At 46.1% G+C, this 12,961-nt stretch carries 11 protein-coding genes; 3 read left to right on the forward strand and 8 right to left on the reverse strand.

Annotation, left to right across the window (positions count from 1 at the left end):
* Nucleotides 1–189 precede the first annotated feature (189 nt).
* From MMOL_RS08925 to infA, 6 genes are all read right to left on the reverse strand, one after another.
* The gene (locus MMOL_RS08925; RefSeq protein ID WP_015832700.1) at nucleotides 190–504 is read right to left on the reverse strand and encodes a DUF3240 family protein; all 315 of its coding nucleotides are present in this window, start codon (nucleotides 502–504) and stop codon (nucleotides 190–192) included.
* Nucleotides 501–3,572, reverse strand: coding sequence for an efflux RND transporter permease subunit (locus MMOL_RS08930; protein WP_015832701.1), 3,072 nt, complete (start codon nucleotides 3,570–3,572; stop codon nucleotides 501–503). The genes MMOL_RS08925 and MMOL_RS08930 overlap by 4 nt, the downstream gene beginning before the upstream one ends.
* On the reverse strand, nucleotides 3,572–4,660 hold the full coding sequence (locus tag MMOL_RS08935) for an efflux RND transporter periplasmic adaptor subunit (RefSeq protein WP_015832702.1): 1,089 nt from the start codon (nucleotides 4,658–4,660) through the stop codon (nucleotides 3,572–3,574). The genes MMOL_RS08930 and MMOL_RS08935 overlap by 1 nt, the downstream gene beginning before the upstream one ends.
* Nucleotides 4,657–4,947 carry a hypothetical protein gene (locus tag MMOL_RS08940; RefSeq protein ID WP_015832703.1) on the reverse strand — a complete coding sequence of 97 codons (291 nt, stop codon included), beginning with the start codon at nucleotides 4,945–4,947 and terminating at the stop codon, nucleotides 4,657–4,659. Before MMOL_RS08940 ends, MMOL_RS08935 begins: the two co-directional genes overlap by 4 nt.
* Nucleotides 4,948–5,009: 62 nt before the next feature.
* Entirely contained in the window at nucleotides 5,010–5,402 is a 393-nt protein-coding gene (locus MMOL_RS08945; RefSeq protein WP_015832704.1) for a hypothetical protein, read from the reverse strand.
* 57 nt (nucleotides 5,403–5,459) lie between these two features.
* Complete coding sequence (gene infA / locus MMOL_RS08950) at nucleotides 5,460–5,717, reverse strand: translation initiation factor IF-1 (protein WP_015832705.1); 258 nt, start codon at nucleotides 5,715–5,717, stop codon at nucleotides 5,460–5,462.
* Between the two features lie 368 nt (nucleotides 5,718–6,085).
* Between infA and MMOL_RS08955 the strand changes: the two genes are divergently transcribed.
* Both MMOL_RS08955 and MMOL_RS08960 read left to right on the forward strand, forming a co-directional pair.
* A complete protein-coding gene (locus MMOL_RS08955; protein WP_015832706.1) occupies nucleotides 6,086–6,289 on the forward strand; it encodes a cold-shock protein in 204 nt (67 codons plus the stop codon).
* 202 nt (nucleotides 6,290–6,491) lie between these two features.
* Nucleotides 6,492–8,309 (forward strand): sensor domain-containing diguanylate cyclase, encoded by a 1,818-nt coding sequence (locus tag MMOL_RS08960; protein WP_015832707.1) that lies wholly within the window; start codon nucleotides 6,492–6,494, stop codon nucleotides 8,307–8,309.
* A gap of 159 nt (nucleotides 8,310–8,468) precedes the next feature.
* On the opposite strand, the gene MMOL_RS08965 is transcribed toward MMOL_RS08960, so the two are convergent.
* Both MMOL_RS08965 and MMOL_RS08970 read right to left on the reverse strand, forming a co-directional pair.
* Nucleotides 8,469–8,795: a c-type cytochrome gene (locus tag MMOL_RS08965; RefSeq protein ID WP_015832708.1), complete on the reverse strand. Its 327-nt coding sequence runs from the start codon at nucleotides 8,793–8,795 to the stop codon at nucleotides 8,469–8,471.
* 26 nt (nucleotides 8,796–8,821) lie between these two features.
* Nucleotides 8,822–10,708, reverse strand: coding sequence for a methanol/ethanol family PQQ-dependent dehydrogenase (locus tag MMOL_RS08970; protein ID WP_015832709.1), 1,887 nt, complete (start codon nucleotides 10,706–10,708; stop codon nucleotides 8,822–8,824).
* A gap of 286 nt (nucleotides 10,709–10,994) precedes the next feature.
* On the opposite strand from MMOL_RS08970, the gene MMOL_RS08975 reads away from it, so the two are divergent.
* Entirely contained in the window at nucleotides 10,995–12,923 is a 1,929-nt protein-coding gene (locus MMOL_RS08975; RefSeq protein WP_015832710.1) for a sigma-54-dependent Fis family transcriptional regulator, read from the forward strand.
* Nucleotides 12,924–12,961: the final 38 nt, after the last annotated feature.

Below are 12,961 nucleotides of genomic sequence, written 5' to 3' on the forward strand. Positions count from 1 at the left end.
TTCAAAACCCTTATAAGTGAAAACTTGTAAGGGTTTTTTCTTTTCTGCGAGCTCAATTGATTTGGCTCCAACCTAGTTAGCCAACTCCAGCCAGCGTGCATGCAGCCGAAAACACACCAACACCACAAGTCAGCGTGACCGATGGCCAGAGTACCCCCCAGCCCTCTAGCCTAGGCCTAGCAATAACCTTTATATAGATTGCGCCTCTGCAATTGGCAGCAAGATGTAATGGATTCCGGTATCGCTAAACTTACCTTTTAGCTCTGTCACTAAATCCTGCAGTCCAGCAAAACTAGCGTGCATCATAAACTGCACGCGCCTTTGGCGCCCTGCTACCTGCTCAACCAAACTGAGCTCAGCATGCTGCCTGCCGTGACCATTGACACTACTGCTAGTAAAACCTGATATCTCGTCTTTTTGTAATAACAAATCTACCAATGCCTCTTCCAAGCTCACCGGTGCCATGAGAATCAATAAGCCCTGCCCATTTAACTGCTGATTCATTTTGTAACCCCATTAAAAAACCTGCGGTAAAGGATTGGTAGCAATACCAATGTCAATGCGGTTGAACTTACCAACCCGCCAATCACGACAATCGCCAGAGGCCGCTGAATCTCAGACCCTGGTCCAGTGGCAAACAATAAGGGAATCAAGCCAAAAGCAGCGATGCTTGCCGTCATCAACACTGGCCTTAACCTACGTTTAGCACCCTCCACCACGATAGTGGCCATTGCCATACCCTGTGCCTGCAGTTGATTAAAATAGCTGACCATCACCACCCCATTCAGCACAGCAATGCCCAGCAAGGCAATAAACCCTACAGAGGCAGGCACGGATAAATACTCCCCGGAAAGCCAAAGTGAGAACACGCCACCGATCATAGCAAACGGGATATTAGACAAGATCAGCATAGCCTGCTTAACTGAACCAAACGTTGCAAACAGCAGTAAAAATATCAGCCCGATAGCAACCGGTACCACAATAGCCAAGCGCGCAGAGGCTCTTTGCTGATTTTCAAATTGCCCGCCAAACTTTGCCGTATAACCTTCTCCAAACTTCACTTCAGCCTGCACGCGCTGCTTGGCTTCCTCCACAAAGCCCACCAAGTCACGACCTCGTACATTGGCAGTCACTACCACAAACCGTGCGCCGCGCTCCCTATCCACTTTCACGGGACCCTCTTCACGCTCAATTCTTGCCACAGCGGAAAGCGGTATATTCGTACCATTATCAAGTGTCAGCATCAAATTACCGAAGTCTGCGGGAGACGCTCGTAAATCCTGACTGCCTCGAATCAGCACTGGAGTACGTTTCTGTCCCTCCTGCACCACGCCCAACTGCTTGCCTTCCAACTGCGCGAGCAATATCGTCTCGATCTCATTGACACTCAAGCCTAGACGCCCAGCCGCCATGCGATCAATTTTGATTTGTAAATATTGCACACCACTATTTTGCGGCGTATAAACATCCTGGCTACCGGGAATGGCCGCCAAAATCTTAACAATCTGTTGTGCTTTTGCATTCAGCGTAGCTAAGTCTGGGCCAAAGATTTTTATCGCCAAATCGCCACGCACGCCCAATATCATTTCATTGACGCGCATATCAATAGGCTGTGTAAAGCTATAAGCCAAACCGGGAAGCTGATCCATCACTTTGCGTAGCTCATCAATCAACGCATCTTTTGTTGCCACACGCCACTCACGCATCGGCTTTAATATCAGAAAATTATCCGTCTGGTTCAAGCCCATCGGGTCCAGTCCCAAGTCATCTGAGCCTACACGTGAATATACGCCCTTCACTTCCGGCACTTGGCTTAATATGGCGCGCTGCACATTCATATCCGTAGTAATGGTTTGGTTGAGGTTAATTGACGGTAATTTCTCCACCCCGATAATAATGTCGCCTTCATCCATTACCGGCATAAAGGTTTTACCTATCTGGGTGTACACCACAGCAGTAAGCGTAAGCATTATCAAGGCTGCACCGACAATCACCCGGGCATGCGCCAAGCACCATAACAATACAGGTTCATACAGTGCTAGCGCTTTACGCACCAGCCAAGGATTATCATGACTGACTTCTTTTAGCAAAAATGAAGACAGCATAGGAATTACGGTTAATGACAACACAAGCGATCCGGCCAACGCAAACATGATGGTCAAGGCCACTGGGCTGAACAGCTTACCTTCTAGCCCCTGCAATGTGAGTAACGGTAAAAATACCGTAATAATAATCAGCACCCCGGCGGTGACCGGCACGCTGACCTCACGTACCGCACGGTAAATAATATGCATACGCGGCAAAGTGCCCGCCTGCTTTTTATCAGCTAAATGCGAAACTACATTTTCCACCACAACCACCGCCGCATCTACCAGCATACCAATGGCAATAGCAAGCCCACCCAAGCTCATTAAATTGGCAGACATGCCAAAACTGCGCATTAATAAAAAAGTAAACAAAGCTGACAGCGGCAGAATAAAAGCAATGGTCAGCGCTGCCCTAAAATTACCCAAAAACAACACCAGCAAAATCAGCACCAGCACAACCGCTTCCAGCAGCGCCTTGGTCACGGTATTCACCGCGCGCTCCACCAAGCCACCGCGATCATAAAACACGTTAATCTTGACGCCTTTAGGCAGCTGCGGCGCTATTTCCGCCAGCCTAGCTTTTACGCCCTCGACTACCTTTTGTGCATTGGCACCGCGTAAGCCCAACACCAGGCCTTGCACAGTTTCATTCTGGCCATTGCTAGTCACGGCACCATAGCGCGTAATTGAACCGATACGTACGGTGGCAACATCAGCCACTCTAACCGACATGCCATGATCGGTGCGCACCACGGTGTTCTCAACATCTGCTATGGTTTTAAAGCCGCCCTCTGAGCGCACTAACAAAGAGCCCTCTCCATCGTTCAACCGCCCAGCACCACCATTGCGATTATTGGTTTGCAATACCTGCTGCAATAGATCTATCGCCACGCCTCGTGCATACATACGCGCATTGTCTGGTACAACTTCAAAGCTACGCACTAGACCACCTAACACGTTCACATCGGCCACTCCAGCCACAGTGCGCAATTGTGGACGAATCACCCAATCCAGCAGACTACGGCGCTCTTGCAAGCTAAGCTCATCACTCTCTACGGTAAACATAAACATCTCGCCCAATGGCGTTGTCATCGGCGCCATGCCGCCTGAAACATTATCGGGCAGATTAGGCCAAACCGAATTTAAGCGCTCGGACAGTTGCTGCCGCGCCCAATAAATATCCGTACCATCCTCAAAATCAATGGTAATGTCAGTGAGTGCATACTTAGCCACAGAGCGCACGCCAACTTGATGTGGTATTCCTAACATTTCAACTTCTATCGGCGCAGTAATTCTGGCTTCCACCTCCTCTGGCGTCATGCCGGGCGCTTTAACCACAATCTTCACCTGCGTAGAAGACACGTCAGGAAAGGCGTCTATCGGTAATGCCTGATAAGCAACCACACCAGCAAACGCCAAGCCCAGAGTCACAATTACCATTAACAACCGTTGCGTCAGCGCAAACTGAATCAGCTTAGCCAGCATCACTCACCTCCCAAACCCAACCAAGTGCCCTTAATGGCAGAAATCCCAGTCACGGCAATGTTCTCTCCACCGGCAAACGGGGCATCGATAACAGTCTCATCCCCTTGCTCAGAAATAACCGTCACTTTCGTCGGCTTAAAACCCGTTTTCGTCTGTACAAATATCAAAGCATTGTTACCCTGCCTTGCGAGCGCAGATTTAGGCACACTAAAATACTGCGCCTGACCATCCAGCTTAATTTCAGCCTCTACAAACTGCCCTGGCGATAATTTTTCTGCACCATTGGTTACTTCAGCACGCAAATGCAGGGTCTGGTCGGCCTTATTCACACTGCGAATCACGGCGATTAGGCGCCCACTTGCATGTAGCTTAGGTATCTGTACTTGCATGCCCTCTTTTACAAATGGCAAACCTTCAAGCGGCGCGTGAATTTCCAGCCACAGCGGAGACAATTTTGCAATTCGGTATAAGGGAGTTGCCATATCGACACGCTGACCGGTTGTCACCATTTGCTCTAACACCTGGCCGGAAATTGGCGCTACCAAACTGAGTCCGCTAGCCATACCGGCTGATGGAGTTAACTTGGCGATAGCACCATCACTCACGCCAGCCAGCTTTAACGCCTGCTTACGCTGCGCTAAATTGGCACTGGCTTCATCATGTGCACTTTCCGCCTCAAAATATCGGCGCTGAGCAATCACGCCGTGCTGCAACAACTCGGTATCTCGCGTTAAAGCCTTGGCAGCCAACTTCTCCTGCGTTAACGCCTGCAGATAGTCGCGTTGCAAACTTAGCAGATCTGGGCTGATTAAATGCGCAATCACTTGCCCTTGTTTAACAGTCTGCCCAGCCGCCACCTGCAACTGATCTATCAAACCAGACTGCGGCGCACTGACAATCCGCTCCTGTCCGACCGGGATTACAATTTCCGCAGGGAAGCGACGGCTACTCAATAAAGTATTTTTACCAATTGGCGCCACTACCACGCCCAGACTTCTTTGCTGCGCTAGGCTCATCACCACATCCGCGGCCTGCGCATTACTGCTTAACAATAGCGCTCCGGTAATTAATATAAGGAAATAGTTCATGACAGCACTCCTACTATTGGGATGCAGCGGACACCACGCTGCGTTTTAGTTATTTGATGCGCAGAAAAATGCACAGCCCCGCAGACAAGTGACTGTGCAATTAGCAAGCTAGACAAATTGGTTGCATCAAAGCTAGCTGAACCAGAGTTGGCCAAGCTAGAACCGTCTTTAGCGGCAAGCGATGAAGGTAACATAGCACAGCATTGAGTCTTGGGCTCGGCATGTAGAAGATGGATACCGTTGACCAATAGCGCTATCACTAGCCAGAAGCGGCTGAATATAGACATATCACAATCCTAAAAAAGCAAAAAATCACCCGCGACCAGCACGAGTGTTCAATCTTGATTTTTTAGAAGTAGGGAGGAGCGCGCTGTCCCGCGACAGACTGGAGAAAAGGAGGAATGCTAATATGCGCTACAAACGCATATTTATATCGCCTGATAGAGATTGCCAGCAACGGAATAATAAACAGCATCAAAAACAGGGGCACCGGCAATGCCTCTAGATTTTTGGTTTTAACTAGAGCTTTATCTACGCCAACCACTTGTACATCATTCACGTTCTTAAGCGTGTGTACGGTATCTAGCGGTTGAAACAAATCCGCCTCATGCATATGCAAGCCATGTCCATAGGCAGTGGTATCCGCCTGCACATGGGCGTGGATAAATGGCATAAAGGCTTGCAATATTGCAAACCAAACCACAATTACCCACAACAGTTTTTTATTAAAACCTCTTTGCATAGCGCCAATTTATCAGCTATTCAGAACAATGACAAACAATGTGCTTAATAAGCTTTTTTAATAAGTTCTTTTTCTAGGAGTAAAAGTATGCTGATTATCAATATGTCTAAATGTAATGCGACCATTGTTAACATCATAAGGTGATAGCTCCAGCGTAACCTTATCACCCGCTAAAATACGAATGTGATTCTTTTTCATTTTACCGCCGGTATATGCAATCAAGACATGTCCGTTATCCAGGGTTACGCGATAGCGCGAATCCGGCAAAATTTCTGTTACTACGCCACTCATTTCGATCAACTCTTCTTTTGCCATTGCTTTGCTCCAAAATAATGTAAAACCCGTGTTAAAGCAAAAAGCGAATCAAAAGTTGATGCAATCGTAAAACATTGGGGATATTTAAGTATAAAAATAGTTTACGCAAGCACTACCTAACGCACGCGCACTATAGCCTCTGAAGCATAATTTAGCAAGCCAATCAGTTAAATAAGTATCTGATTTTAATCACTATCAAGTATAACCCTACAAAGATAATGTAAATTATGCTTGACAGCTTCTCAATTTGTCCGTAAAAAGCAATGTAGGCGTTTGAATTTTTAATTTTTTAGTCTTTCGTAGATTGATTGTATTTAAAAACCCGAACTTTCAGGGTGCCTCCCTTTTTAAAAAGTATGGAATAAGATATGGCAACAGGTTTAGTAAAATGGTTTAATGATTCTAAAGGTTTTGGTTTCATTACTCCTGACGCAGGCGGTGACGATTTATTCGCACATTTCTCAGCTATCAATGATAGCGGTTACAAAAGTTTGAAAGAAAACGAACGCGTATCTTTCGACGTGACTGACGGACCAAAAGGTAAACAAGCTTCTAACATTCAGAAGATTTAGTACTTAAAGAATCCATTTAAAATGACCCTTTATCGGGTCATTTTTTTTGTCTTTAGATTTAGTATTTGTACGACCAAGCGACGAACGTTTACTCTTTCACTTAATATAATTGTTGCTAAATTGACTCCAGAGTAAGATGGTGGCTTGTTACAAGCGTGACATCATGTAACAATCACCCAAAAGGATTAATCAGTCGGATCTTATGGAACAAAAACTTACACCACTTGAAATTGCTCGCCAAACTTTAATTCAGCTCTCAAAGAGCCAGAAACCGCCTACGCCTGAAAACTACAGTAGAGTTTACGATGAAATTGCAGGGGGTACCTCACCTAGCAGCAAAGCTTTACTAGATACCACTCTGAATAAAATACTGGCAGAAAAAAGCAAAGAGCATCCTAAATACGCAGCGATTGCAAAACGTATTCCGAATCTGATTGAAAAAAATGATGCGGTTAATCTGGATACACAGCTGCGCGCACTTATTCTTAACGATGCAGATAAAGATAGTGATATACAGTGGGGGCCGCTACTACGCTATTTACTCAAACAGCTAGAGCTTAACCATACCGAACTTACTATCTCAAACAAACGTGAGGGACTCAATCGCGTTATTTCGACATTTGGCAGCGATTCAGCCCAGCTGGCCGAAAAGATTCAGACTCTCATCACCTCATGGGGTGAGGGCAAAGCAGCTGACATTGAAATATCTGCCAGTCACACACCATCACTTAACCATCATGATGTACAAGCAACTAAGCACTCACCACCACCCGACAACGGCAGTTCGGCATATATAGATATTGCTGCTGCATGGCGCGACATATTGGTAAGAACCATTCGAATTATTGTCATGCCAAAATTCGCGGACTCTCCTAGTGCAGCAAACCGAGTGGAAGAATTAATTAAAGAGGCTGAAGCAGCGCAAACCTTAGCGCAAATCGAAGATCTGAACAGCACACTACGCTCAACTCTACTGCGAGCGGAAATGCAAACGGACGCACAGCGCAGAATGCAAGAGGCGCTGATTGAGATATTACGTTTACTAGTCTCCAGCATGGCTGAACTGACCATTGAGGACGAGTGGCTGCATGCACAAATTGCCATTGTTAAAGAGATTGTTTCTAAGCCATTAAAAATTGACACCGTCTATAACGCCGAAAGTAGCTTGAAAGAGCTTATCTTCAAACAAGCACAAATTAAACCAGGCCTGATTGAAGCTAAAGAAACACTTAAAAGCATGGTGAACACCTTTGTTAGCAGATTAGCTGACATCACCTCGTCTACAGGCACCTATCAGAACAAGATTCAGGAGTATCACAATCAAATTAATGCCGTTAACGACATTGGTGAGCTCAATACGATACTAGAGCATTTAGTAGATGATATTGGTGAAATGAATACTGAAGCCAAGGCCAACCATGAGACGCTACTAGAATCACAGAAGAAAGCTGAAGCGGCTGAAAAGAAAATTAACGAGCTTACCCTCAAGTTAGATTACATTAGCGAGGCTGCGCACGAAGACTTCCTCACAGGCGCGCTCAACAGGCGCGGGATGGATGAAGCCTTAATTCGCGAATTTGAACGCTCAGACAGGCACGGCACATCGCTCTCACTGGCAATGCTGGACGTTGACCACTTTAAAAAAATCAATGACACCATGGGCCACTCTACGGGTGACAAAGCACTGGCGCATTTATCTAAAGTAGTCAAAGGCATTTTACGCAGCACAGATGTATTGGCACGCTATGGTGGCGAGGAGTTTGTGATTCTATTACCGGGCTCCAACCAGAACGATGCCGTCACCGTTGTTTCCGGGCTGCAACGCGACCTCACCAAAAATTTCTTCCTGCACAATAATGAACGTGTACTCATTACGTTTAGTGCGGGCGTTGCCGAGCGTGTGCACGGGGAGTCTGTAGACAGCGTACTGCCACGCGCAGATGCCGCGCTATATTTAGCCAAGCAATCCGGGCGTAATCGCGTAGTAGGCGCAGAGCCGCCCAAATCACGTACCGATTAAAGCATCTGATGCGCCAGGTCTTGTTCATCCGCATTTTTATGAGACATGCCTAGCTTAGTAACAGTTTAGCTAGTCATACTATAAAAATAGCGAAGCTCACAAAAAAAAGGGTCAACCTCACGGTTGACCCTTTTCCCTTATGATGGAGCACTCAAACAGCTAGGCCTGTTTCAGTATCCATTTCACAATCGTTTTAATGTCTTCATCTTTTACTTGTGGGCTGTTAGGTGGCATCGCCATCTTGCCCCAAACACCTCCTCCACCCGCTTTGACTTTTGCAATCAAGCGCGCTTCTGCATCTGCATCACCTTTATATTTGGTGGCGACATCTTTATAAGCTGGGCCAAGAACGGCATTCTGTATACCATGACACATTAAACATCCGCTTTTTTGTGCAAGACTTTCTGCTGGGTCAGCAGCATGGGCTGCTTGCGCGCTCAAGAGCAATGCACTTAACAACACTGATTTCTTTAATAATTGATACATGTTTATTTCCTTATGGCTTAATTTAGTTACAGGCTAAATACGTTCATTGCGCCACCGCCAGGTGCAGCGTTGTATTTCACTAGGTCTTTATAACCACCTGCAGCACCTAAGCCGTCTGTAGAATTAGTTAGGCCCAGGTTCATTGCAACACCAGCCCAGCCACCAATACCAGATAGCACGCCAACATATTGCTTACCCTTATTGCTGTAAGTGATTGCATTACCCACCACGCCTGAACCGACTTGGAACTTCCACAACTCTTTACCGTTGTTAGCATCTACTGCTTTAAACCAACGGTCTAATGTACCGTAGAACACTAGGTTGGTAGAGGTCACAAGTGCACCGCCCCAAGCTGAGAACTGCTCTTTTTTGTACCAAGCTGATTTGCCTTTTAAGCCATCCCAAGCCATAAAGCCACCCATTACGCCATCTGGGCCTGGGAACATGGTTAAGGTTGAACCTACCCATGGCTGACCGGCAACGTATTTAGACTCTACCGGCTCATAAGTCATACATACATGGTTAAGCGGTACGTAGAACATGCCAGTTTTTGGTGAGAAAGCAGCAGGCTGTTGGTCTTTTACGCCAAGTGCAGAAGGACAAATGCCTTGTGCGTTGTAATCCTGGTGGGTTGAGAATTTAGGATCTTTATTCGGTATACCAGTTTTAAGATCTACATTAAATGCCCAGTTCACAAACGGATGCATTTTGTTTGCAACTAACAATGAACCATTGGTACGGTCAAATGTGTAGCCAAAACCGTTACGGTCAAAGTGGCTAGCCAATTTCTTACCTTTAGCTTCCCACAAGATGATTTCATTCATGCCGTCGTAATCCCACTCGTCATGCGGCGTCATTTGATAACCCCATTTAGCCTCACCGGTATCGACATCGCGTGCAAAAATAGTCATCGACCATTTGTTGTCACCTGGACGCACATCTGGGTTCCAAGTACTTGGGTTACCAGTACCGTAGTACATCAGGTTTAATTTTGGATCATATGAGTACCAACCCCAAGTAGGGCCACCACCGTTTTGCCAGCCGTCTTTTTTAGCCTGAGGTTTCAACCAAGTTTTCACGCCCAAGTCTTTTTCAGGAAATTTCAATTGATCTTTAGGTAAAGCTTTAAATGAACCACCAATTTTATTGCCACCGTTTACATCTTGGTAAAGTGATAATGCGCTGTAGTGCGGATTATCTTTATTGAAATCATTACCGATTAAAACGTCTTGATCTGAGCCTGTGCTGTAAGCACGCCATACCAAAGCACCGTCTTTAATGTTATAAGCACTGATATAGCAGCGTACGCCGTACTCGCCACCTGAACAGCCTGTAATCACTTTATCTTTAATCACGTGTGGCGCATTTGTGTTTGATGCACCTTCTTTAGGATTGGTTACTTGTGTATCCCATAGTTTTTTACCTGTTTTAGCATCCAGGGCTACTAACAAACCATCATTCTGTTGCAGGAAAATCTTGCCTTCGCCATAGCCTAAACCACGGTTAACGTTATCACAGCACAGCAAAGCCTGTGTTGATGGGTCTTGTTTCGGGAAATAAGACCAAAGTATTTTCTGGTTGTCGTTCAGATCTAGTGCATAAACGTTGTTAGGGAATGCAGTATGCACATACATTACGCCGTTTACTACTAACGGTGCGCCTTCATGGCCACGGTTAACGCCGGTGGCAAAAGACCAGGCTAGCTTCATGTTTTTCACATTGCCTTTGTTGATTTGGCTAAGGCGACTGTAGCCAGAATTACTAAAATCTTTACGTGGGTGCACCCACTGATTATCATCCTTCATTAGTGTTGATAATTCATCTTCAGCAAAAGCTGGAGTACTTAGCATGCCAAATAGGCCTGCACTTAAAGCTAGGCTAACGCCAAATTTACGTTTAAATAGATGATTCATTTTGCATCCCCAAATTATAAAATTATTTAAGTTCTGTATTACTAATCTCATGCATTGAAACGATATTGGTAACAGTGCTAATATTGCAACAGGCATGCCAACACAATAAAAAGCCGCAAACTTAAATAAAATTTCATTGGAAATTTATTTAAAATCAATCAACTAGAACTTTCGTGGAAATAAATACTCTTTTAACGTTGGGGGTATTTAACTTTTAATACTGTGTCAGAATTGAACAGTTGTCACGTGACAGGTGTTCAATTAATTTAAGGTCATTAGCCAATATATGAGTAATGCTGCAACAGATAACACCCCCGCCATCCTGCAAGCCAGGCAAGAATTTTTAAGCAATGGCAGCGTGGAGCAAGGGGCGATTGCAGAAGCGATTGAGCGCTCATGGCGACGCTGTCTGGCGAATGGTATTGATACAAACTCGCCGCAAAGTTTAGAAGTTGTCACAGCACAAGAACTAGCACTGAAACGTGAGAAAAACCAGCAACTACTCAAGCTCGCACAACCTGAGATGGAAACGCTCAACGAGCAAATTGCCCATACCCGTAATGTAGTAATTCTGACCGATGATGAAGGCGTGATTCTGCATAGCTTAGGCGGCCATCACTTTCTCAATGAAGAACAACGTATTGCCTTATCTGCCGGCGCATCATGGAACGAGAACCATAGGGGCACCAACGCGATTGGCACGGTATTGATAGAGCAATCGGCACTCACGGTGCAAGGTGCTGAGCACTTCATGGCATATCACCATTCACTCAGTTGCTCTGCGGTACCAATTTTCGGAGCAGAGAATCAACTGATTGCCACGTTGGATGTTTCTAACGACTTCAATATGTCGCAACAGCACACATTAGCATTGGTCAAGATGTCTGCGCAGATGATTGAGAACCGCTTGTTTATGGCAAGCCACAAAGGCGAGATTGCATTGCATTTCCATGCGCGCCCAGAGTTTATCGGCACCCTGTGGGAAGGTGTAGCTATTTTTACAGACAGCGGCCAATTAGTGGCGACTAATCGCAGCGGGCAATTCCAACTCAGCCTAAACACCAGCAACACCGCATCGCAGCAGGCTATTAACTTCAACAATCTGTTTGACGTGCCATTTGCAAGCTTGCTTAGGCAGGTTGGAAGCACCGATAAACTCATCGTGCCATTAAGACTCAATAACGGCGCGCGCATTTATGTACAAATGGAGCCGCTGAATAAAAAGCCGCAGATTAGCACCACGCCACCCGCTACAGTGAAAAGAACCAGCGCTGCCAATTTAGATTTACTGGATAGTGGCGATGCCAAAATCTCACGCGCGGTGCAACAAATCAAACAAGTACTGTCGCGCGATATTCCTATTCTGATTCAAGGGGAAACCGGGGTGGGCAAAGAGCTATTTGCACGTGCTATTCACGAAGCCAGTGCGCAGCACAAAGGCCCTTGGGTGGCAGTCAATTGTGCAGCTTTGCCAGAGGGGTTGATTGAAGCCGAGCTGTTTGGCTATGAAGAAGGTGCCTTTACCGGCGCACGCCGCAAAGGTAGCCCAGGTAAAATTGAACAGGCTAATGGCGGTACGTTGTTTTTAGATGAAATTGGCGACATGCCGCTTTCATTGCAGGCCAGGTTGCTGAGGGTACTGCAAGAGCGCACCGTTACACCATTGGGCAGCACAAAAACCATCCCTGTAAACTTTTCGCTGATTAGTGCAACCAACCTGAAACTGAAAGAAAAAGTAGAGAGTGGTGAGTTCCGTAGCGACTTGTATTACCGACTCAACGGTCTAAGCGTTGCACTGCCACCCTTGCGCGAACGCTCCGATCTGCAAGCGCTAATTGATGTCATTTTAAATATTGAGCAAGCGGGCGCTATAGAAATTACACCAGAAGTACGAGCCATATTCCAAGCGCATACGTGGCCTGGTAACATCCGTCAGCTACATAATGTACTCAGAACGGCTTTAGCATTGGCAGATGGTGCAGCCATTAGCACGCTACACCTCACACAAGACTTTATAGACGAAATGTCGTTAAGCAAACCAAGTTTGATTGCCAATGTCGCCACAGCCAACCCTGTGGATTTAGACGACCTGACCAATCAGGCCATCAGGCGAGCTATGCAGACAGAAGCCGGTAATGTTTCTGCTGTAGCACGCCAGCTTGGCATCAGCCGCAACACTCTTTATCGTAAACTGAAGACTATGGGTATCGCCTAGCCAAGGCTCACCTAGGATTTCACTTCTTGTAGTGAAGG

The organism is Methylotenera mobilis JLW8 (genome assembly GCF_000023705.1).
In the GTDB taxonomy this organism is placed as follows: domain Bacteria; phylum Pseudomonadota; class Gammaproteobacteria; order Burkholderiales; family Methylophilaceae; genus Methylotenera; species Methylotenera mobilis.